We start from the raw sequence: 20,689 nt of genomic DNA, 5'->3' as shown, positions 1-20,689 counted from the left end.
AAACGCCAGGACCGGACTTCCGGTCACCCGTCGGCGGCAAGGGTCGCCCGCGGTCCATTCGAAGACAGCATTTCCCCAAGGACATCCCCCGTGGCAAAAATCACCAAAACCTTCCAGTACGGCAAGCACACCGTCACGCTTGAAACCGGCGAAATCGCCCGTCAGGCCGGTGGCGCCGTCATCGTCAAGTTCGACGACACCGTGCTGCTGGTCTCCGCCGTGGCTGCCAAGAGCGCGCGTGAGGGCCAGGACTTCTTCCCGCTGACCTGTGATTACCAGGAGAAGTTCTACGCCGGTGGCCGTATCCCGGGTGGCTTCTTCAAGCGCGAAGGCCGTGCGACCGAAAAGGAAACGCTGATCTCGCGCCTGATCGATCGTCCGATCCGTCCGCTGTTCCCGGAAGACTACAAGAACGAAGTGCAGATCATCGCCACGGTCATGTCGCTGAACCCGGACATCGACGGCGACATCGCCGCACTGATCGGCGCCTCGGCTGCACTGTCGCTGGCCGGTACCCCGTTCAAGGGTCCGATCGCCGCTGCCAAGGTGGGTTACAAGAACGGTGAGTACATCCTCAACCCGACCGTGACCGAACTGAAGGATTCGGAGCTGGAACTGGTTGTGGCCGGTACCGCCAACGCCGTGCTGATGGTCGAATCCGAAGCCGCGCTGCTTTCCGAAGACGTGATGCTGGGCGCCGTGACCTTCGGTCACCGCGAAATGCAGAAGGTCATCAACGCCATCAACGAGCTGACCGTGGAAGCTGGCACCAAGCCGTCGACCTGGGTCGCCCCGGCCAAGAACGACGTGCTGATCAGCGCCCTGCAGGAAGCCATCGGCCCGCGCCTGGGCGAAGCCTTCCAGGTGCGCGACAAGCTGCAGCGCCGTGACGCCATCTCGGCGATCAAGAAGGACGTGGTCGAGTCGCTGGCAGGCCGCGTGGCCGCTGAAGGCTGGAACCCGGCCGAGCTGTCGAAGGAATTCGGCGAGCTGGAATACAGCACCATGCGCAACTCGGTGCTCGACACCAAGGTCCGCATCGACGGTCGCGCGCTGGACACCGTCCGCCCGATCGCCGTCAAGACCGGCATCCTGCCGCGCGTGCACGGCTCCTCGCTGTTCACCCGTGGTGAGACCCAGGCCATCGTGACCATCACGCTGGGTACCGCCCGCGACGGCCAGGTGATCGACGCCGTGTCCGGTGAGTACAAGGACAACTTCCTGTTCCATTACAACTTCCCTCCGTACTCGGTGGGTGAGACCGGCCGCATGATGGGCCCGAAGCGTCGCGAAATCGGCCACGGCCGCCTCGCCAAGCGCGGCGTGCTGGCAGTGATGCCGTCGCTGGAAGCCTTCCCGTACACCATCCGCGTCGTCTCGGAAATCACCGAGTCGAACGGTTCCTCGTCGATGGCCTCGGTCTGCGGTTCCTCGCTGGCCCTGATGGACGCCGGCGTGCCGGTCAAGTCGCCGGTTGCCGGTATCGCCATGGGCCTGGTCAAGGAAGGCGAGCGCTTCGTCGTCCTGTCCGACATCCTGGGTGACGAAGATCACCTGGGCGACATGGACTTCAAGGTCGCCGGTACCGCTGAGGGCATCTCCGCCCTGCAGATGGACATCAAGATCGAAGGCATCACCGAAGAAATCATGAAGCAGGCACTGCAGCAGGCCAAGGCCGGCCGTCTGCACATCCTGGGTGAAATGGCCCATGGCCTGACCGCTCCGCGCCAGGAGCTGTCGGACTACGCGCCGCGCCTGCTGACCATCAAGATCCACCCGGACAAGATCCGCGAAGTGATCGGCAAGGGTGGTTCCACCATCCAGGCCATCACCAAGGAAACCGGCACCCAGATCGACATCCAGGACGACGGCACCATCGTCATCGCTTCGGTCAATGCCATCGCTGCGCAGGCTGCCAAGGCCCGCATCGAGCAGATCACCTCGGACGTCGAGCCGGGCCGCATCTACGAAGGCAAGGTCGCCAAGATCATGGACTTCGGCGCGTTCGTCACCATCCTGCCGGGCAAGGACGGCCTGGTCCACGTCTCGCAGATCTCCAGCGAGCGCGTCGAGAAGGTCGGCGACAAGCTGAAGGAAGGCGACGTGGTCAAGGTCAAGGTGCTGGAAGTCGACAAGCAGGGCCGCATCCGCCTGTCGATGAAGGCCGTCGAGGAAGGCGAAGGCGCCTCGGCCGAGTAATCGACCGCAACACCAAGGTAGGTGAGGACCGTTGGTCGTCACTGCCTGAAAAAAAACGGGCCTTCGGGCCCGTTTTTTTTGCCTGTCGCAAGTCATTACGTCCCCCATTCGCGGCACAAGAAGGTGTCCGCCGGACAGATTCGCAGGACATCCGGCCGTGACGGCCTGCGCCTTGTTAACGTTGGCCCATTCCTTTCCACGGAGTCGCCATGTACCGCCTGTCTGCTTCCCTGTTGGCTACCGCCCTCGCGGTCGCGCTTCCGCTCGCCAGCCTTGCCGCCCCTGCGCCGAACGCGGTGATCGGGGCCTACTATCCGGGCGGTTCGGCCGAGCGCTATCCAGTGGCGTCCATTCCCGCCGATACGCTGACCCATCTGTTCTACGCGTTCGCGCGCATCGACGACGGCAGGTGCGTGGTGGACGACGGCGCTGCAGCGCACTTCAGGGCACTTGCTGCGCTCAAGCGCAAACACCCGCAGCTGCACACCATGATCTCCATCGGCGGGTGGAACGCCGGCGGCTTCTCCGATGCCGCGCTCACGGCACAGAGCCGCGAACGTTTCGTGCGTTCGTGCGTGGCGATGTTCTTCGAGCAGCATCGCGGCAGTTTCGACGGTGTGGATATCGACTGGGAATTCCCGGTCTCCGGTGGCCCGCTGGAGATCACCGATCGCCCTGAAGACCGCCATAACATGACCCTGCTGGTGCAGGAATTCCGCAGGCAGCTCGATGCGCTGGATGGCGGCAAGGGTCCACATCGGCTGCTGACCGCCGCGCTGCCGGCCGGCCGCGTGCAGACCGACGGTCCGTACGACCCGGCGCGCAGCTACGAGCTGAAGGAACTGGGCCAGGCGCTCGATTTCATCAGCCTGATGAGCTACGACATGGGCACCGGCTTTTCCAAGGTGTCCACCTTCAACGCGCCGCTGCACGAAGTGCCGCAGGACCCGCTCGCACCGGAGCAGCGCCGCTGGAACAGCGTGGAAGGCGCGGTGGAGTACTACCGCCAGCATGGCGTGCCCAACGACAAGCTGGTGCTGGGCGTGCCGTTCTACGGGCGCGGCTTCAAGGTGACCACCGAATCTGCCGATGGCCTGTACCAGCCCTACAGCGCCCCGTTCGATGCAGGTGACTGGCGCCGCATCAAGCAGGAATTCCTCGACAAGCCCGGCTGGCAGCAGCAGTGGCACCCGGTGGCGCAGACACCGTGGTTGTACAACGCCGCCGACAAGGTGTTCATCAGCTACGAAGACCCGACCTCGATTCGCCTGCGCGCGGACTACGCCAGGGACCAGAAGCTGCGCGGCGTTTTCACTTGGGAGCTGACGGGTGATGACGACCAGGCCAGCCTGCTGAAGGCCATGGCTGCACCGTTCAAGTGAAGCCGGCTACACGCTGAAAGCATGCCGATGGGGGATAGCAGGTAGGGTCGGTTCCCAAACGACTGCCGATAGCGGAGATTGCTCGATTGACGCATGACCTTCAAACGGAGTCGCGCGTTTCCGGATTTCTCCGTTCGTTGGTCATTCGTCGCCCTGCCGATCATCCCTATCGGCGGTCGTTCGGGAACCGACCCTACCGCTGGATTGCTCCCCGGTGATCGGGTGTAACGTCCGGGCCGGGCCTGCACTATGCTTGCCGGCATGACGAGCGCTCAGCTGCTGGACCTGCATATCGACCGCGCCGCGCAGCAGGTGCGGCGCGGTGATGTGGTGTTGCCGGTCAGCGGGCTGAGTTGGCGGTTGCTGGATTGCCTGCTGGAGCACGGCACCGATGTGGTCGACTTCGATACGCTGGCGCGGGAGGTCTGGGCGCCGGCCGTGGTGGGTGAAGATGCCATCAGCCAGCGGGTGAAGCTGCTGCGCCAGGCCTTGGGCGATGACAGCCGCCGGCCACGCTACGTGCGCTCGGTACGTGGCCGGGGCTACCAGTTATGCGCGCCGCCCCAGGCGTGCGCACCGATGGCGCCACCAGCGCCGGTAGAGCCATCCGCGGCAACTGCCGCAACTGCCGCAACTGCGGCGGCGCCGGAGGGGCCGCAACGGAGGCTGCACGCGCGATGGGCGTGGCTGGCGGCGGGCGTGGCTGCTGCCGTCGCCGCCGTCGCCATCATCGTCGCGTGGCCGGGAAGGGCGCCGCGCTCACCGGCCGATCCGGTGCTGCAACGCGCTGCGTATTACGCCGGCATCGGCCAGGCCAGCAACAACGAGCGCGCGATCACCCTGTACCGCCAGGCGCTGCAGATCGACCCGGATTCCAGCGCCGCACGGCGTGGCCTGGCGCGAGCATTGGCCGCCGATGCCTGCCTGTTCAACGGCAGGCCGGGGAACGCGCAGGAGGCACTGCAGCTGGCCGGGCAGGTGTTGCAGGCGGCCCCTGACGACGCAGCCGCACATGCGCTGCGCGGGTACGCGCATGATTGCCTTGGCGCGATGCCGCAGGCGATTGCCGATTACGAGCAGGCGCTGCTGCGCGATCCCGACGATGAGCGCACCCGCGCCTCGTTGGCCTACCTGCAGCAGGAGCAGGGCCACCTGGCGCAGGCGCTGAAGGCCAACCTCGCGCTGCGCGCGCCCGAGCGGATCCGCTTCCGCGACGTGCAGGTCGCCCGCGAACTGGAACTGCTTGGCTTCACCGACGCCGCCGCGCGCCGTCATGCGCGGAACTTCCAGCTGTACCCGGACAATGTCTTCAGCAACATTGCGTGGCCGCGTGCGCTGATGAACATGGGCGAGCAGGACAAGGCGCGGCAGGCGCTGGACCAGGCGCTCGCGCGCGGCACGCCGCATCCACAGCTGCTGCGCCTAAACGGCGAACTGCTGTTGATGGGCGGCGACCGGCAAGGCGCGGCAGAGGCCTTCGAGCAGGCACGCCTGCTGCGCCCGCTGCAGTCGCTGGGAAAGACCCTGGCCGGCCTGCAGCAGGGGAGTGGCACGTCGTCCCCGGACTGGATTGCCGCGCGCCTGCGCGAGGTGACCGCGCAGGCCGACGACGGTTGGTCGGACGCGGCCGTGGAACGGGCCCTGCTGCACCAGGCGCAGGGTGATGCAGGCGCGGCCATCGCCGACCTGCACCGCGCGGTGGACGCCGGCTTCCGCGACGCCGCGTGGCTGCGCGTCACCCCGCTGTTCGCCCCGCTTCGGCAGGCGCCCGGATGGGAGCGCCTGCTGGCCCGGATCGAGGCGGACGTGGCCGCGCAGCGGGCGCAGGTACTGGCAGCGTCCTGGCGCCCCGATGATCTGAAGGGCCTCAGCGCAACGCCGGCAGCAGGAACCCGGTAAGCACGCGGCGCGACTGGGGATGGGCGTAGCTGCGGTTGTAGGCCTTGCTGGTCACCACCGCGACCAGCTTCTTCTCCGGCATCACGAACACATAGTTGCCGCCGTTGCCCGACATCGCCCATACCGTGGTTTCCTTCCCGTCCACCGGCAGCTTCAGGCCCCACCACTGGTAGCCGTAGTCGCTGCCGTCGTCGGTCTGGGCCTGCGGACGGATCATTGCCGCGATGTAGTCGGCAGGCACCAGCTGTTTGCCCTGCCAGCGTCCCTCGGCCAGCACCAGCTCACCCAGCCGGGCCAGATCACGGGTGCGGTAGCGGGTGCCGCCGCCGCCCATGCCGATGCCTTCGGGGGAACGGTTCCAGTGACTGCGGGTAATGCCCAGCCGGCGTTCGAGCGCCTGCGCGGCGTAGTCGGCCAGCGGCATCTTCGTGGCCCGTTCCAGCACCGCGCCCAGTACGAACGAATCGGCGGTGCAGTAGGCGTGCGCGCGGCCGTGCGGGCTGTCCTCCGGCCGGCTCATCCAGGGCGCGAAGCCCTTGACCGGCAGCGCCAGCGCGAAGTCCAGCCAGCGCTCGGTCACGTACATGCGCTCTTCGTTGCCGGCGGAAAATTGATTCTGGTCATCGCATTCCCACAAGCTGCTCATGGTGAGCAGGTCTTCCAGTGTGGTGCCGCGCAGACGGGGGTCGACCGGATGCTGCGCGGTGAACTCGGGGAAGTAGTCGTAGACACGCGCCTGCACGCCCGGCAGGTGCCCGTCGCCGATGGCCGCCCCCACCAGCAGCGAGGTCACACTTTTGCTGGCCGAGCGTACGTCGTTGAGCGTTTCTGCATCGGCACCGTTGAAATAGTGTTCGTAGGCCACCGTGCCATCGACCAGCAACAGCACGCTGGTGACCTGTTTGATCTCGTCGCTGGCAACGGCCGCCTCCAGTGCGGCGAGCGGGGCAGGGTCGAGGCGCGGCGAGGCGGCCTGAGCCGCGATGGGCAGGCAAGCGGTGATGGACAGGACCAGTGCGGCGAAACGACGGGCGGGGTGGGGCATGGTGGCGCTCCTCGGAAGTGAGGTGCCACTACGCCAGCACCGCGTCTGAAGTGCTGGAAGAACGCCTGAAGAATTCTGAAAGCGGCACCCAGCCTGCATCTGGCGATGCAAAGCGGGCCACGCGCTTTGTCCGTTACGCCCGCGTGTGCGCCCATACGCTGTTGGGGTCGCCGTTTACGGCCCTGCGCTGCGTTGCGCGCGCCATGGCGGCAAAGCCCAGCGCCATCGCCAGCGCCACGCCGTCCACCCAGAACAGCGGCCAGTAGCCGCGCGCGGCGCTGGTCCACAGCCACAGCCCGCTCATCGCACCGTGCACCACCGGGATCAGCGCGGTCACCGCCGCCGCAGCCCACAGCAGCTCCACCGCCGCCTTGGACGGCGCGCGCAGCGCCGCCCACAGGGCGGAGCCGCCCCAGACCAGGAAGCAGGTCCAGCGCATGCCCGCATCCGCATGGGCCGGGGCCAGGTGCTCCAGCAGTTGCACGCTCACGAACGCCGCCGATATCGCCACGCACAGCCCGATGCACACGCCTGCCGTGGCCCGCGCCATGTTCACCTGCGCGCGTCCCTGGGTGGCCTGGCGGCGCTTGCGGCGCGACTCGATCCACAGCAGGTTGCCCGAATAGAACAGGAACGCCCCGCCCAGGCCGAGCACGAAGTACAGCCACGGCACCAGCCCGTTGCCGAATTCGCCGAAGTGCAGCGCATACGCCGCCGCCAGCGTGGCGTGGTTGGCATCGCGATGCCCCGGCAGCTGGGTGTGCAGCACATCGCCGGTATTGGCATCCATCGCCACCGCGCCCAGCGGGCCCAGCGCCACGCCGCCATCGCCGGTGATTTCGATCACGGCGTTGCGGTCACCGGCGTTGGCCAGCTTCAGGTAGGCCGGCTCAAACACTGCCTGGCCTTTGTCGTTCGCCACCGCGATCGCCCGCGCATGCAGCATGGCCAGGCTGCCGGCACGCACCGGCTCGTTGGCGGGCGCGCGGATCGGCGCGGTATCGGTTGCCCCCGGCAGCGCTGCCAGCAGCTTGCCGTCGTAGATCAGCGGGTTCAGCGCGGCCATCTGCAGGAACATCAGGCACAGCAGCGCACCGGTTACCGCGAACAGCAGGTGGAAGGGCAGGCTGAGCACGCCGATCACGTTGTGCGCGTCCTGCCACATCTGCTTGAAGTTGCGGCCCGGACGCAGCGCGAAGAGGTCGCCCACCAGCTTGGGCAGGTGGATCACCAGCCCGGACAGCAGCGCCAACCCGTACAGCAGGCTGACCACGCCCATCAGGTAGATGCCGGCCACCGGCAGGCCCAGCGTGTAGTGCAGTTCGTTGACAAGCTCGGCCAGGCCGGCCTGTGGCGGGGTGGGGCTGCCATCCACGTGGTCGGCCCAGGCAAACAGCCAGGTTCCCTTGGCATCCTGCCAGTACGCGATGGACTGTGGCGTTTCCGCACCGGGGAAGGTCATGCCCACGTGCTTTCGCGCATCGGGGTGTCTGGCCAGCACCCCATCGAGCAGCCGCTGTGCATCGTCCAGGGTCTGCGCTGGCTGGTCCATGCCCTGCGGCGACTGCCACAGCGGCAGGTCATGGTGGAACACGGTGATGGCGCCGGCATAGAACGCCACGAACAGCGCAAAGCCGGCCACCAGGCCAACCCAGGTGTGCACGGTGGTGAAGGTACGCAGGGTGAGCGAACTGAATTTCATCGAATAGGCCTCACTGCACCCAGTGGAAGTGGCGCAGCAGCCACAGCAGGCCGAAGCCGAACGCGGCGCTGGCACTCAGCCACCCCCACGCGCGCGGCCCGGTGCGGAATGCGAAGGCCCACAGCGCGGCCAGCATCCACAATGGAATGAAGGCGATCATGCCGGGCACGATCACCGACTGCCACGGACCTGGCGGCAGCCAGGTGATCAACCCGGTGACGGCCGCAGCCACGAAGAAGCCCGCCAGCAGGCCGGCCAGTGCACGTGCCCACATCAGCGCCGCGCCTCCGCATCCGGCCGCGTCCAGGCAGCAACATAGGGCAACACCATCGCCGTGAGCATCCAGCCGCCAAGGGTGACGCAGAAGCCGGTGGCAAAGCCCAGCTGGCCCATCCACAGCCACAGCGAGGTGGCCGCCGCCACCAGCCCGAGCTGGCGGCCCAGCCGCCCCGCGCGGCGCAGGCGGGGCCAGCGGCAGTGCGGGGAGGCAGCATAGAAGGCCAGCGCCGAAAAGGCCGAGGCGGCGCCGGCCAGCGCGCAATACAGCAGGGCCAGGGCATCGGCGCTCAGCATGGGCGCGCCGCGCGGGGCAGGGGCGTGCGGGCCGAAGGGGCGGCGCAGGGCATGGAAATCCTTGGAAACGAAGACGGGCCGGGCGGTGCGGCAACCTGCGCATGGTAATCATTGCTGTTTTCAATCGCCACAGCGGCCTGTTCAGTAGTGCCCGCCACCGGGCGAATGCCGTCGGGATTGGGCTTCCCCGGCCGTTTGGTTTAAGATCGAGGCATCCACCTCGAGGCAACAAGGTGACCCGCGCCCAGCGCCGGTCCAGCGTGCGACATGAGCACTACCACCGCCCAGCGCTGAACGTCATGACGGCCCCTTGCCCAGGCGCCTTCATGGCGCTTTTCTTTTATCCGGCCGCGCGCCCCGGACACCCTCGACCCTGTTTCCCTGGCCTGCGCCGCAGGCCCACCAGCACAAAGCCCCAGCCATGATTGCGATCACGCTTCCCGACGGCAGCCGCCGTGAGTTCGAAAACCCCGTCAGTGTCATGGACGTCGCCCAGTCGATCGGCGCCGGCCTGGCCAAGGCCACCATCGCCGGTTCGGTGGACGGCAGGCTGGTCGATGCCAGTGACGTCATCGACCACGACGCCAGCCTGCGCATCATCACCGCCAAGGACGAGGAAGGCGTGGAGATCATCCGCCACTCGGCCGCGCACCTGGTTGGTCATGCGGTCAAGCAGCTGTACCCGGACGCCAAGATGGTGATCGGCCCGGTGATCGCCGAAGGCTTCTATTACGACATCCACTCCGAGCGCCCGTTCACCCCGGACGACATGGCCGCCATCGAAAAGCGCATGGGCGAGCTGATCGCGCAGGACTACGACGTGGTCAAGAAGATGACCCCGCGCGCGGAGGTGATTGAAATCTTCAAAGCCCGTGGCGAGGACTACAAGCTGCGCCTGATCGAAGACATGTCGCCGGACATCCAGGCCATGGGCATGTACTACCACCAGGAATACGTGGACATGTGCCGCGGCCCCCACGTGCCCAATACGCGCTTCCTGAAGGCCTTCAAGCTGACCCGCATTTCCGGCGCCTACTGGCGCGGCGATGCGCAGAACGAGCAGCTGCAGCGCATCTACGGCACCGCCTGGGCCGACAAGAAGCAGCTTGAGGCCTACATCAAGCGCATCGAAGAAGCCGAAATGCGCGACCACCGCCGCATCGGCAAGCAGCAGGACCTGTTCCACCTGCAGGAAGAGGCCCCGGGCCTGGTGTTCTGGCACCCCAAGGGCTGGGCCCTGTGGCAGGTGGTGGAACAGTACATGCGCAAGGTCTACCAGAAGAGCGGCTACGGCGAAGTGCGCTGCCCGCAGATCCTGGACGTGAGCCTGTGGAAGAAGTCCGGCCATTGGGACAACTACCAGGACAACATGTTCTTCACCGAATCGGAGAAGCGCACCTACGCGGTCAAGCCGATGAACTGCCCGGGCCACGTGCAGGTGTTCAACCAGGGCCTGCACAGCTACCGCGACCTGCCGATCCGCTACGGTGAGTTCGGCTCGTGCCACCGCAACGAGCCCTCCGGCGCGCTGCACGGCATCCTGCGCGTGCGTGGTTTCACCCAGGACGACGGCCACGTGTTCTGCACCGAATCGCAGATCGAATCGGAAGTGACCGCGTTCCACCAGCAGGCGCTGGCGGTGTACCAGCACTTCGGCTTCGAGGAGATCCAGATCAAGATCGCCCTGCGCCCGGAATCGCGCCTGGGCGACGATGCCACCTGGGACAAGGCCGAGGCCGCGCTGCGTTCGGCGCTGTCCAGCTGTGGCGTGGAATGGCAGGAGCTGCCGGGCGAGGGCGCCTTCTACGGCCCGAAGATCGAATACCACCTCAAGGACGCCATCGGCCGCACCTGGCAGCTGGGCACCATGCAGGTCGACTTCATGATGCCCGGCCGCCTCGGCGCCGAGTACGTGGACGAAAACAGCCAGAAGAAGCACCCGGTCATGCTACACCGGGCCATCGTGGGCTCCATGGAGCGCTTCATCGGCATCCTGATCGAGCACCACGCCGGCCAGTTCCCGGCCTGGCTGGCCCCGACCCAGGCGGTGGTGGCCAATATCACCGACGCCCAGGCTGAATACGTGCAGGAAGTAACGAAAACCCTTGCAGATCAAGGCTTCCGGGTAACGTCGGATTTGCGCAATGAGAAGATCGGTTATAAGATTCGCGAGCATACGCTGCAGCGGGTCCCGTACCTGCTGGTGGTGGGCGACCGTGAGAAGGAAAATGGCGCCGTAGCCGTGCGTACGCGCTCGGGCGAGGATCTGGGCAGCATGTCCGTCCAGGCGTTCGTCGAGCGGTTGCAGGCAGAACAGTCTGTGTAAGAAAGTCCCGGCCCTGCGGATGATCCGCGAGGGCCGGTTTGATTCCTCTGGGAGATTGCAATATCAGTACCCCTGACAACAAACAGAACCGCAAGAATCAGGAAATCCGGGTGCCGCGCGTACGCGTGATCGGCAGTGACGGTGAAATGATTGGCGTGTTGACGCGTGACGAAGCGCTGTCGATGGCCGAAGACGAAGGTCTGGACCTGGTCGAGATTCAGCCGCAGGCTGATCCGCCGGTGTGCAAGATCATGGACTTCGGCAAGTTCAAGTTCGAAGCGCAGAAGAAGGCCAACGAGGCCAAGAAGAAGACCAAGCAGGTCGAGATCAAGGAAGTGAAGTTCCGCCCGGTCACCGATGAAGGCGACTACCAGATCAAGCTGCGCAAGATGCGCGGTTTCCTGGAAGAGGGTGACAAGATCAAGGTGAACATCCGCTTCCGTGGTCGTGAAATGAGCCATCAGGAACTGGGTCGCGAAATGGCCAACCGGATCGAAGCCGATCTGGGCGAGGACATCGTGATCGAGTCCCGCCCGCGCCTGGAAGGCCGCCAGATGGTCATGATGATCGCGCCGAAGAAGAAGTAACCGCGCTCTGGCGCGACGCGCGCCACGTCGAACGTGGCCGCGCGGAACCCCCGGTTCGTCGGCTCCTGGGCAGGCGACGGGGTGGCGACGGCGGTACGACGGGGTACGACGGGGTAGAGCCGGGGTACGACGGGGTAGAGCCGACTGTTAGTCGGCTGCTTTCCCGCCATGCCGCCAAGGGCAGCCGACTAACAGTCGGCTCTACCCAGCCGACGACACCGAGCCGGGCGACACCCAGTCGGGCGACACCCAGCCGGCGACACCCAGTCGCTGTGACGGCAATGCCGTCCGTTTCGTTCAGGTTCCGGGCCCAAGACCCGGCAAACCCCGCCTGATCAACAGCTTGCACCCGTTCCCCAACCCATGCATAATGGGCGACCCCGTTTTTTTCGCGGGGCTGCTGTTTTGAACGGTTTCAAGCTTTTCAACGGCAACAGGACCGGCCTGGTTCCCAACGGGGATCCCGGGCTTACAAGCAGGCAAGGGCACGGACGGAAAGTGTGGCAATGCCACCGCCCTGGTCAGTGACAAAACATCATCAAGGACATTGCAATGCCCAAGATCAAGACCAACCGGGCGGCGGCCAAGCGTTTCCGCAAGACCGCCTCCGGTAAGTTCAAGGCTGGCCACGCCAACCGTAGCCACATCCTCACGAAGAAGTCGACCAAGCGGAAGCGCAATCTGCGTCAGACGAACCATGTTCGTGCAGAAGACGCAGGCCGTTTGAACCGTATGCTTCCCTACCTCTGAGGACTGACCCATGGCACGAGTAAAGCGTGGCGTACAGGCGCGTCGCCGCCACAAGAAAATTCTGACCCTGGCCAAGGGCTACTACAACGCCCGCCGCAAGGTGTTCCGCGTTGCCAAGCAGGCCGTCATCAAGGCCCAGCAGTACGCCTACATCGGTCGTAAGCAGAAGAAGCGTAATTTCCGTTCGCTGTGGATCACCCGCATCAACGCGGCTGCCCGCATCAATGGTCTGAGCTACAGCCGTTTCATGAACGGCCTGCTCAAGGCGGGTATCACCCTGGATCGTAAGGTCCTGGCCGATATCGCCGTGCACGACGCAGCTGGTTTTGCAGCACTGGCCGAAAAGGCCAAGGGCGCGCTGGCGGCATAAGTCCTCTCCCCGCCGTTGCCGTGCAAACGCAACGGCTGCGGGTAAGGCAATGCATGGGGAAGGGCGCAAGTCCTTCCCCATTCTTTTTTGTGGCGGCGGCAGCCCAACCGGGTGCCGTCCCGACAGCGGTGGCGACGGGGGTCGGCCCGGCGCGCATCGCGAAGGCATACCGACGCGAGGTCCAGGCTATCCATGAGTGACATCCAATCCCTGACCACCCAGGCGCTGGCCGACGTGGCCGCCGCCCAGAGCCCCGATGCGCTGGAAGCCCTGCGCGTGGCGCTGCTCGGCAAGAGCGGCAGCATTACCGCACAGCTCAAGCAGCTGGGTGCACTGCCGGCCGACGAGCGCAAGGCCGCCGGCGAAGCCATCAACCAGGCCCGTGACGCGCTGACCCGCGCGCTGGGCGAACGCAAGGCCGTGCTGGAGAATGCCGCGCTCGACGCGCGCCTGGCCGCCGAAGCGATCGACATCACCCTGCCGGGGCGCCGCGCCGAACGCGGTGGCCTGCATCCGGTGACCCGCACCCTGGAGCGCATCACCGAAATCTTCGGCCGCCTCGGCTACGAGCTCTCCGAAGGCCCGGAAATCGAAGACGACTGGCACAACTTCGAAGCCCTCAACTTCCCGCCGCACCACCCGGCGCGTGCCATGCACGACACCTTCTACTTCGGCGATGGCCGCCTGCTGCGCACGCATACCTCCGGTGTGCAGGTGCGCTACATGGGCGACCACGCGCCGCCGCTGCGCATGATCGCGGCCGGCAAGGTGTACCGCAGCGACAGCGACCAGACCCATTCGCCGATGTTCCACCAGGTGGAAGGCCTGCTGGTGGACGAGCACTCGACCTTCGCCGACCTCAAGGGCACCCTGTCCGAGTTCGTGCGTGCGTTCTTCGAACGCGATTTCGAGATGCGTTTCCGCCCCAGCTACTTCCCGTTCGTCGAGCCCGGCGCGGAAGTGGATATCGCCTGGCAGCAGCCCGATGGCAGCACCCGCTGGCTGGAAGTGCTCGGCTGCGGCATGGTCCACCCCAACGTGCTGCGCAACGTGGGCATCGACCCGGAGCGCTACACCGGCTTCGCCTTCGGCCTGGGCGTGGAGCGCTTTGCCATGCTGCGTTACGGCGTGAACGACCTGCGCGCGTTCTTCGAGAACGACGTGCGGTTCCTCAAGCAATTCGCGTAACGCCGAACGACATTCATCACGGCCCAGGCGCATGCGCCGGGCCCACCAGGGTGACACCATGAAATTCTCTGAAAACTGGCTGCGCAGCCACGTTCCCACCACCGCCTCGCGCGACGAGCTGAGCGCGGTGCTGACCGCCATCGGCCTGGAAGTTGAAGAGGTCACCGACCTCGGCGCCAGCCTGGACCACGTGGTCGTGGCGCGCATCGTCACCGCCGAGCGCCACCCCGAAGCCGACCGCCTGCAGATCTGCCAGGTCGATGCCGGGCAGGGCGAGCAGCTGCAGATCGTGTGCGGCGCGCCCAACGCGCGCCCGGGCCTGGTCGCGCCGCTGGCGATGATCGGCGCGAAGATCGGCGACTTCAACATCAAGGCGGCCAAGCTGCGCGGCGTGGATTCCAACGGCATGCTGTGCTCGGCCAAGGAACTGGGCCTGGATGGCGACGCCTCGGGCCTGTTCGAGCTGCCCGATGACGCCCCGGTGGGCCAGTCGCTGGTGGAGTTCCTGGGCCTGCCCGACGCCAGCATCGAGATCAAGCTCACCCCCAACCGCGCCGACTGCTTCAGCGTGCGCGGCATCGCCTTCGACGTGGCCGCCGCGTGCGCCAGTGAAGTGGTGCCGTTCAATCCCGCGCCGATCGCCGCCGTGGGCACCCGCGAACTGACCATCGCCCTCGACGCCGGCGCCGAAGCGCCGCGTTACCTGGGCCGTGTGATCGAAGGCGTGAACCCGCGCGCCGCCACCCCGCTGTGGATGGCCGAGCGCCTGCGCCGCAGCGGCGTGCGCCCGGTGTCGCTGCTGGTCGACATCACCCAGTACGTGATGCTGGAACTGGGCCAGCCGATGCATGCCTACGACCTGGGCACCCTGCAGGGCAGCATCGCCGTGCGCCGTTCGCGCGCCGGCGAAACCCTCAAGCTGCTGGATGGCCGCGACGCCGCGCTGGATGACGGCTTCCTGGTCATCACCGACGCCGACCGTCCGGTGGGCCTGGCCGGCATCATGGGCGGCCATGACACCCGCGTCACCGACGACACCACCGCCGTGTTCCTGGAGGCCGCGCACTTCGCGCCGGCCGCCATCATGGGCCGTGGCCGCAAGCTGGGCCTGCACACCGACGCCGGCCACCGCTTCGAGCGTGGCGTGGACCCGGCGCTGCCGCGCACCGCCATTGAATACGCCACCCGCCTGGTGCTGGACCTGGCCGGCGGCACCCCGGCCCCGGTGACCGAAGCCGTGCGCGAAGCCGACCTGCCGGCCACCGCCACCATCGGCCTGCGCCGTGCGCGCATCGCCCGCGTGCTGGGCATCCAGATTGCCGATGCCGACGTGGAGCGCATCCTGCGCGCGCTGGGCATGGACGTGGCCGCCGCCGCCGATGGCTGGCAGGTCACCGCGCCCAGCCGCCGCTTCGACATCGCCATCGAAGAGGACCTCATTGAAGAGCTGGCCCGCATCCACGGCTACGAGCGCATTCCCACCACCCTGCCGGGCGGTGCCGCGCGGATCGCCATGCCCAGCGAAACCCGCCTGGACGACCTGAGCACGCGCCGCCAGCTGGTGGCCCGCGACCTGCAGGAAACCATCAACTACGCCTTCGTCGACGCCGGCCTGCTGGCCCAGTGGCAGCTGCAGGACAACGTGGTGGCCCTGGCCAACCCGCTGTCGGCCGAGCTGGCGGTGATGCGCCCAGCGCTGCTGCCGGGCCTGGTGGCCACCTTGGGCCGCAATGCCGCGCGCCAGCAGGGCACCGTGCGCCTGTTCGAGCTGGGCCGCGTGTTCCATCCGCAGGCCGGGCAGGGCGCCGCCCCGCTGGAAACCCAGCGCGTGGCCGTGGCCGTGTGTGGCGATGCCACCCCGCAGCAGTGGGGCCTGGCCACCCGCAAGGTCGATTTCCATGACCTCAAGGGCGACCTGGAATCGCTGGCCGCCGCCTCCGGCGCCGCACTCAGCTTCGTGCCCTCCACCCGCCCGTACGGCCACCCGGCGCGCTCGGCCGAGGTGCTGCGCGATGGCGCCAGCATCGGCTGGATCGGCCAGATCCACCCGCGCCTGGCCAAGGCGATGGACATCGACGTGGACGTGTTCGGCATGGAGCTGGACCTGGCCCCGCTGGCCGCCCGCAGCCTGCCGCGCGCCACCGAGCTGTCCCGTTTCCCCTCGGTACGCCGCGACCTGGCCTTCCTGGTGCCGGAAGCGGCCGCCTGGACGGACCTGGAAGCCACCCTGCGCCGGGCCGTGGGCCCGCTGCTGCGCCAGGTGACCCTGTTCGACCGCTACGTCGGCCAGGGGGTCGAGCCGGGCTTCAAGAGTCTCGCTATGGGCTTGATTTTGCAGGACAAGTCGCGCACTCTGACGGACCGCGACGTGGATGCGGTGGTCACCGAGGCGGTGGCCGCAATGGAGCGTGAACACCACGCCCGGATCCGCGGTTGAGCGGGCAGCATGGGGGGTAGCAGGCAATGGCATTGACCAAGGCTGAGATGGCCGAAAAGCTGTTCGACGAAGTGGGTCTGAACAAGCGCGAAGCCAAGGAATTTGTCGACGCGTTCTTCGATGTACTGCGTGAAGCGTTGGAACAGGGACGTCAGGTGAAGCTTTCCGGCTTCGGCAACTTCGACCTGCGGCGCAAGAACCAGCGCCCGGGCCGCAACCCGAAGACCGGCGAGGAAATTCCGATTTCCGCCCGTACGGTGGTCACCTTCCGTCCGGGCCAGAAGCTCAAGGAAAGGGTAGAGGCATATGCTGGATCCGGGCAGTAACCGCGAACTTCCGCCGATACCGGCCAAGCGCTACTTCACCATTGGTGAAGTCAGCGAGCTGTGCGATGTAAAGCCGCACGTGCTGCGCTACTGGGAAACCGAATTTCCCAGCCTGGAACCGGCCAAGCGCCGTGGCAACCGCCGCTACTACCAGCGCCACGACGTGCTGATGGTGCGCCAGATCCGCGGCCTGCTCTACGAACAGGGCTACACCATCGGCGGTGCCCGCCTGCGCCTGGAAGGTGCCGGCGCGCGCGACGAATCGGCGCTGAGCAACCAGATCATCAAGCAGACGCGGATGGAGCTGGAAGAAGTACTCCAGCTGCTGCGTCGCTGAACCATTTTTCGATCAAACCGGTTATACTCGTCGGCCCGCTGAGAGGCGGGGACAACACCAGCAACATCGGGGCGTAGCGCAGCCTGGTAGCGCATCTGCCTGGGGGGCAGAGGGTCGTCGGTTCAAATCCGGCCGTCCCGACCATTGTTGGTGACACGATCAAGGGTTCGCACTTCTGGTGCGGGCCCTTTTTTGTTTTGGCGGTGTCAACGACCAGAACTAGCAAGCGGTTGGGTCTTAGGAAAGGTTGGATTCCGACAAGTTGGTCGCTGGCGTGAGGTGGGCAGGGTAGGCCCTATCTACTAACTCGTCTGAAATATGCCGGCTGAGCTGCTGGAGATGTCAGTTTGGGCACGTTCTTCGCGCTTGGTTTTGATAACGCGATCAAGGTTTGAAGTTTCCGTGCACGGTGCACTAGTTCCAAGTAAAACACTGGGACAGGGCGCACCTTTCTGACTATTGCGCGGTGGTACGGTTGCGCCCCCCTGATTTCCAGACGCGCTTTCATGTCTAACAGCGCCACTCCCGACACCATATTCAACAACACATTAGGCGAGGCGTTTGAGGCACTCAAGTTGGGTGCCAATGACCTGGTTACGGTACGCAGAGTTCAAAGGCGCGCGGACGAGCTTGCGTCGATAGATGCAGCTGGGGCTTGGGAGCTGCGTGCGTACGCATCGGCCATCAAGAATGCCTTTGATGCTGCGGACGAAATGTTCGCCTGCGCACTTCGCCTTCAGCCGGGAAATCTAAATATCCGGGTTCGTTGGCTGGCGATGCTCTGTGTCACAGGACAGGTTGGGAAGGTAAAGGAGAAATTCATCGCGTTTCGGCCTGGCTTGGATGGCAACTTCGCTGCCATGGGCGCGGTGATCAGCCTGCTTGGATATGTCGGCCTGCTGCATGATGCCTTCCAACTTCGACAGCGCGTAGCCGCTTTAGGTGGAAATCCGGGCGGACATGCTTTCGACGGCGATTTCGGCATTGCCTCCGCTCCTGAGATGGTCCGCGAAAAAATGCTTGCCACGGAGGACTTGCCGGAGCCATTGCCTTCCAGCGTATATACGTTCTCGGCGGAGGATGCGGAGCAGGTGCTTGCAGACCAAGGCTTGAGTGTCGACGCGTGGTCGGAGCCGATTGGCTGTGCCATCCGGTTCCTCCGCCAGAAGAGGCTGAAGGTCGTCGCGGTGAAGTCGTCCTTCATTCCCCACGATGATCGCGCGACCGCAATGCACTTCCAGCTGCTGATCGTCGCCACACCCGATATCTGCTGGGAGGCAGAGTGGGAGTTCTGTGGGGTCCTCGTGGATCGTGATTTCCCAATCATCAACTCCGGCACTGCAACCATTGCCTTCATCCCCACGTTGAGGGAGGCGCCCCGTGCCAATCACTCCTGAGCACCTCCGTGATTTTGGGAAGCGGCATGCATGCGACCATTCCGACGAAGTTACGCTTCGCGCTGCATCGAGCAGATCGTACTACGCGGCCTTCCATGCTCTTCACCCTATTGTCGACAGGCTTCCAGCGTCCAGGCGCTGCGTCGCGGCAAGGGTTGGACGACTTTCCCACACAGAGATGGTCGAGCGTCTTAAGGAGTGGCGTACGGATCGTCTTGGTGTCGATCTTAGTAGCCTCGTTCCGCTGAAGAAGCGGATGGTGCAGTCGTTGGAAGTGGCGAGGGCCGCTCGAGTCCAGGCGGACTACAGACTCAATGAGCATGTGAGTCTTCCAGAACTTGAAGAGCAGATTCGTCGCGTCCGCTGCATCATCGATGCGGCGCTGAAAATCTCCAACGAAATATCCAGGCGGAGCGAGCCCACATTGCGACCCGATGAAATGCGCGATCAGTTGCCTCAGGAGCGCCATCCGTGACGGGGTAGAAGTCGAGGCGTGTTGAGTGGGGTGAAGCGTGTTCGCGCGGGCGTAGTAACTTCACATGGTTGTAGAAGGCAAAGAGCTGGCGGTGAATGCATGGTCGATGTTTCAGGCTACATCCGCTGAGGGCCTGGCTGCTAAACGACAAGTAGCTTTTGCAATGATTTCCCAGCATGGCTGGGGATGCTCCGAACCCCCTTCCGTGGTGACATGGAGGGCCTGCTAAGGAGATTGCTGCGTCATTGCACGGTGGTAACGAAAAGGCCCGTTTCGGGCCTTTTTCGTTGGTGTGCGTTGGCTTCAGTGCGTGGTTGAAGGCGGACGGCTGTCTTCTTCTAGTTGAGCAGGGGGTTCTTCGTCGATGTCCACGATGGCGATCAGCGCGAGGAGGTTCTTTATGGGCATGTCTTCCACCGTGCCAGGGCAGCGTTCCAGCACATCGATCAGCTCAAGCAGTTCGACGATCCTCAGATCATAGATACGAAACAGCTTGCGTATGACGCGAAACAGGTCGTGTCGAGAAGGGTCGTGCTGGCCGATCATGCGTTTGACGAAGTTGCCCGCATCCGGGGAGCTTCCGCAGCGGGTCTCAGAGAGGGCCTGCATGATCTCGCCGATGGTCAGCGAATCGAGCGGTCGCGTGGTGGCAGCCAGGCGCTTCTCGAGTTCGACCCATGCCGAACTGTTCCATTCCAGCGAGTCGGAGATATCGCCGAAGTAGTGAGCGAGGTGGACGGTGACGCGGGTCGGGGCTGCGAGGGAGTCATTGGACATTGCGGAATTCCTCAGGAGAAGTGAGATCCACCGCCCTGCGGAATGCCGATGGGCGCTGGTGCGCCTTTGGCTTCGGAACGCCAATTCCGGCCGCCGGATGTGCGGCGACGGACGGATGCTGCGTGTGATGAGACGGGCCGTCAATGGTTGGGGCGACGAACTGTGCGGTAGGGACCCTTTCCTTGATCAAACCGTGTCGCAGGACGCGCTTGGTTTGTGCGCCGGGTGCATTCTGTGTGGGCGCGCTGCACTGGCTGCGTCGCGCCAGCTACCATCCAGATGTCAGTTTCAAACCGATTTTCATGGAGGGTACCCCAATGGCAGTGCGGCGACTAAGAGCCACAGATCTGGAGCAGGCCAGCGCGGTGTGCATGGCGTCCTTCATGGAGGCGGTGGCGCCGTCGCTGTCGCCGCTGGGGATTGAGACCTTTACCGGCATTGTGTCGATCAACGGGTTTGCCGACCGCATGTCCGATGACAACGACATGTTCGTCTTCGAGACCGCCGGGCGGGTTGTCGGGGTGGCCGAGCTGATGGGCGGCCAGCACGTGGCGACGCTGTTCGTGGCGCCAGGGTGGCAGGGGCAGGGGGTTGGGCGGGCGCTGATGGCGGCGCTGCTGGAGTGCGCGCGGGGCGGGGTTGTTACGGTGCGGGCGTCGTTGAGCTCGGTGCCGGCTTATGAGCGGTTTGGGTTCCGGGTCGCGGGGGAGGTGGGGGAGTATCTGGGGCTTGTGTATCAGCCGATGGAATGTGTGCTTGCTGAGGGGCTAGCGGACTGTTAGTCCGCTCTACCGGGACTAACAGTCCGCTCTACCAGGGACTGACAGTCCGCTCTTCCGGGCGCGTCTGCCGCCTTCGCTCACAAAGCGCTAACGTGATCCCACTTTCACGCCGCCGCCCCTATGCTTCCCCTAAATGA

The 20,689-nt window shown here is 65.4% G+C and carries 19 protein-coding genes and 1 tRNA gene; 15 read left to right on the top strand and 5 right to left on the bottom strand.

Annotated features, from left to right (window positions below):
- Positions 1–90: 90 nt before the first annotated feature.
- The 3 genes from pnp (at position 91) to BAY15_RS13060 (ending at position 5,480) form a co-directional block, all read left to right on the top strand.
- Positions 91–2,199 carry a polyribonucleotide nucleotidyltransferase gene (gene pnp, locus BAY15_RS13070; protein WP_068853377.1) on the top strand — a complete coding sequence of 703 codons (2,109 nt, stop codon included), beginning with the start codon at positions 91–93 and terminating at the stop codon, positions 2,197–2,199.
- A 209-nt stretch (positions 2,200–2,408) separates the two neighbouring features.
- Complete coding sequence (locus tag BAY15_RS13065) at positions 2,409–3,581, top strand: glycoside hydrolase family 18 protein (protein WP_068853368.1); 1,173 nt, start codon at positions 2,409–2,411, stop codon at positions 3,579–3,581.
- Between the two features lie 261 nt (positions 3,582–3,842).
- A complete protein-coding gene (locus BAY15_RS13060) occupies positions 3,843–5,480 on the top strand; it encodes a winged helix-turn-helix domain-containing protein (protein WP_237334260.1) in 1,638 nt (545 codons plus the stop codon).
- On the opposite strand, the gene BAY15_RS13055 is transcribed toward BAY15_RS13060, so the two are convergent.
- From BAY15_RS13055 to BAY15_RS13040, 4 genes are all read right to left on the bottom strand, one after another.
- Entirely contained in the window at positions 5,449–6,525 is a 1,077-nt protein-coding gene (locus BAY15_RS13055; RefSeq protein ID WP_083214184.1) for a serine hydrolase domain-containing protein, read from the bottom strand. The genes BAY15_RS13060 and BAY15_RS13055 overlap by 32 nt on opposite strands.
- A 133-nt stretch (positions 6,526–6,658) precedes the next feature.
- Positions 6,659–8,227: a PepSY-associated TM helix domain-containing protein gene (locus tag BAY15_RS13050; protein ID WP_068853364.1), complete on the bottom strand. Its 1,569-nt coding sequence runs from the start codon at positions 8,225–8,227 to the stop codon at positions 6,659–6,661.
- Between the two features lie 10 nt (positions 8,228–8,237).
- Positions 8,238–8,501 carry a hypothetical protein gene (locus BAY15_RS13045; protein WP_068853362.1) on the bottom strand — a complete coding sequence of 88 codons (264 nt, stop codon included), beginning with the start codon at positions 8,499–8,501 and terminating at the stop codon, positions 8,238–8,240.
- Positions 8,501–8,800 carry a hypothetical protein gene (locus BAY15_RS13040; RefSeq protein WP_068853359.1) on the bottom strand — a complete coding sequence of 100 codons (300 nt, stop codon included), beginning with the start codon at positions 8,798–8,800 and terminating at the stop codon, positions 8,501–8,503. The genes BAY15_RS13045 and BAY15_RS13040 overlap by 1 nt, the downstream gene beginning before the upstream one ends.
- Positions 8,801–9,221: 421 nt before the next feature.
- On the opposite strand from BAY15_RS13040, the gene thrS reads away from it, so the two are divergent.
- The 11 genes from thrS to BAY15_RS12990 all read left to right on the top strand — a co-directional run bounded on the left by thrS (position 9,222) and on the right by BAY15_RS12990 (position 18,993).
- Positions 9,222–11,126: a threonine--tRNA ligase gene (gene thrS, locus BAY15_RS13035; protein WP_068853357.1), complete on the top strand. Its 1,905-nt coding sequence runs from the start codon at positions 9,222–9,224 to the stop codon at positions 11,124–11,126.
- Positions 11,127–11,173: 47 nt separating this feature from the next.
- The gene (gene infC, locus BAY15_RS13030; protein WP_026070650.1) at positions 11,174–11,713 is read left to right on the top strand and encodes a translation initiation factor IF-3; all 540 of its coding nucleotides are present in this window, start codon (positions 11,174–11,176) and stop codon (positions 11,711–11,713) included.
- 552 nt (positions 11,714–12,265) lie between these two features.
- The gene (gene rpmI, locus BAY15_RS18925) at positions 12,266–12,463 is read left to right on the top strand and encodes a 50S ribosomal protein L35 (protein ID WP_017355265.1); all 198 of its coding nucleotides are present in this window, start codon (positions 12,266–12,268) and stop codon (positions 12,461–12,463) included.
- Positions 12,464–12,473: 10 nt separating this feature from the next.
- Positions 12,474–12,833: a 50S ribosomal protein L20 gene (rplT, locus tag BAY15_RS13025; protein ID WP_003484828.1), complete on the top strand. Its 360-nt coding sequence runs from the start codon at positions 12,474–12,476 to the stop codon at positions 12,831–12,833.
- Between the two features lie 192 nt (positions 12,834–13,025).
- A complete protein-coding gene (locus BAY15_RS13020; RefSeq protein WP_068853355.1) occupies positions 13,026–14,021 on the top strand; it encodes a phenylalanine--tRNA ligase subunit alpha in 996 nt (331 codons plus the stop codon).
- Between the two features lie 58 nt (positions 14,022–14,079).
- Positions 14,080–16,458, top strand: coding sequence for a phenylalanine--tRNA ligase subunit beta (gene pheT, locus BAY15_RS13015; RefSeq protein WP_068854713.1), 2,379 nt, complete (start codon positions 14,080–14,082; stop codon positions 16,456–16,458).
- A 26-nt stretch (positions 16,459–16,484) separates the two neighbouring features.
- Positions 16,485–16,784 carry an integration host factor subunit alpha gene (locus BAY15_RS13010; protein WP_005410432.1) on the top strand — a complete coding sequence of 100 codons (300 nt, stop codon included), beginning with the start codon at positions 16,485–16,487 and terminating at the stop codon, positions 16,782–16,784.
- On the top strand, positions 16,765–17,121 hold the full coding sequence (locus BAY15_RS13005) for a MerR family transcriptional regulator (RefSeq protein WP_068853353.1): 357 nt from the start codon (positions 16,765–16,767) through the stop codon (positions 17,119–17,121). The genes BAY15_RS13010 and BAY15_RS13005 overlap by 20 nt, the downstream gene beginning before the upstream one ends.
- A gap of 67 nt (positions 17,122–17,188) precedes the next feature.
- Positions 17,189–17,265 (top strand) — tRNA-Pro (locus tag BAY15_RS13000).
- 362 nt (positions 17,266–17,627) lie between these two features.
- Positions 17,628–18,518: a hypothetical protein gene (locus tag BAY15_RS12995; RefSeq protein WP_068853351.1), complete on the top strand. Its 891-nt coding sequence runs from the start codon at positions 17,628–17,630 to the stop codon at positions 18,516–18,518.
- A 178-nt stretch (positions 18,519–18,696) separates the two neighbouring features.
- On the top strand, positions 18,697–18,993 hold the full coding sequence (locus tag BAY15_RS12990; protein WP_068853349.1) for a hypothetical protein: 297 nt from the start codon (positions 18,697–18,699) through the stop codon (positions 18,991–18,993).
- A gap of 303 nt (positions 18,994–19,296) precedes the next feature.
- Here the strand turns inward: BAY15_RS12990 and BAY15_RS12985 are convergent, their stop codons facing one another.
- Positions 19,297–19,770: a hypothetical protein gene (locus BAY15_RS12985; protein ID WP_068853348.1), complete on the bottom strand. Its 474-nt coding sequence runs from the start codon at positions 19,768–19,770 to the stop codon at positions 19,297–19,299.
- Positions 19,771–20,006: 236 nt separating this feature from the next.
- Here BAY15_RS12985 and BAY15_RS12980 point away from each other — a divergent pair, with 236 nt between their 5' ends.
- Positions 20,007–20,552: a GNAT family N-acetyltransferase gene (locus BAY15_RS12980; protein ID WP_237334259.1), complete on the top strand. Its 546-nt coding sequence runs from the start codon at positions 20,007–20,009 to the stop codon at positions 20,550–20,552.
- The last annotated feature ends 137 nt before the right edge of the window (positions 20,553–20,689 follow it).

Source organism: Stenotrophomonas rhizophila (assembly GCF_001704155.1).
Taxonomy (GTDB): Bacteria; Pseudomonadota; Gammaproteobacteria; order Xanthomonadales; family Xanthomonadaceae; genus Stenotrophomonas; species Stenotrophomonas rhizophila_A.
This window is presented reverse-complemented; position numbering and strand designations above follow the sequence as displayed.

Excerpts from the sequence above, each read along its gene's own strand:
- BAY15_RS13065 (WP_068853368.1), top strand. The coding sequence starts at position 2,409 with ATGTACCGCCTGTCTGCTTCCCTGTTGGCTACCGCCCTCGCGGTCGCG.
- BAY15_RS13060 (WP_237334260.1), top strand. The coding sequence starts at position 3,843 with ATGACGAGCGCTCAGCTGCTGGACCTGCATATCGACCGCGCCGCGCAG.
- BAY15_RS13055 (WP_083214184.1), bottom strand. The coding sequence starts at position 6,525 with ATGCCCCACCCCGCCCGTCGTTTCGCCGCACTGGTCCTGTCCATCACC.
- BAY15_RS13050 (WP_068853364.1), bottom strand. The coding sequence starts at position 8,227 with ATGAAATTCAGTTCGCTCACCCTGCGTACCTTCACCACCGTGCACACC.
- BAY15_RS13045 (WP_068853362.1), bottom strand. The coding sequence starts at position 8,501 with ATGTGGGCACGTGCACTGGCCGGCCTGCTGGCGGGCTTCTTCGTGGCT.
- BAY15_RS13040 (WP_068853359.1), bottom strand. The coding sequence starts at position 8,800 with ATGCTGAGCGCCGATGCCCTGGCCCTGCTGTATTGCGCGCTGGCCGGC.
- thrS (WP_068853357.1), top strand. The coding sequence starts at position 9,222 with ATGATTGCGATCACGCTTCCCGACGGCAGCCGCCGTGAGTTCGAAAAC.
- rpmI (WP_017355265.1), top strand. The coding sequence starts at position 12,266 with ATGCCCAAGATCAAGACCAACCGGGCGGCGGCCAAGCGTTTCCGCAAG.
- rplT (WP_003484828.1), top strand. The coding sequence starts at position 12,474 with ATGGCACGAGTAAAGCGTGGCGTACAGGCGCGTCGCCGCCACAAGAAA.
- BAY15_RS13020 (WP_068853355.1), top strand. The coding sequence starts at position 13,026 with ATGAGTGACATCCAATCCCTGACCACCCAGGCGCTGGCCGACGTGGCC.
- pheT (WP_068854713.1), top strand. The coding sequence starts at position 14,080 with ATGAAATTCTCTGAAAACTGGCTGCGCAGCCACGTTCCCACCACCGCC.
- BAY15_RS13010 (WP_005410432.1), top strand. The coding sequence starts at position 16,485 with ATGGCATTGACCAAGGCTGAGATGGCCGAAAAGCTGTTCGACGAAGTG.
- BAY15_RS13005 (WP_068853353.1), top strand. The coding sequence starts at position 16,765 with ATGCTGGATCCGGGCAGTAACCGCGAACTTCCGCCGATACCGGCCAAG.
- BAY15_RS12995 (WP_068853351.1), top strand. The coding sequence starts at position 17,628 with ATGTCTAACAGCGCCACTCCCGACACCATATTCAACAACACATTAGGC.
- BAY15_RS12990 (WP_068853349.1), top strand. The coding sequence starts at position 18,697 with ATGGTCGAGCGTCTTAAGGAGTGGCGTACGGATCGTCTTGGTGTCGAT.
- BAY15_RS12985 (WP_068853348.1), bottom strand. The coding sequence starts at position 19,770 with ATGTCCAATGACTCCCTCGCAGCCCCGACCCGCGTCACCGTCCACCTC.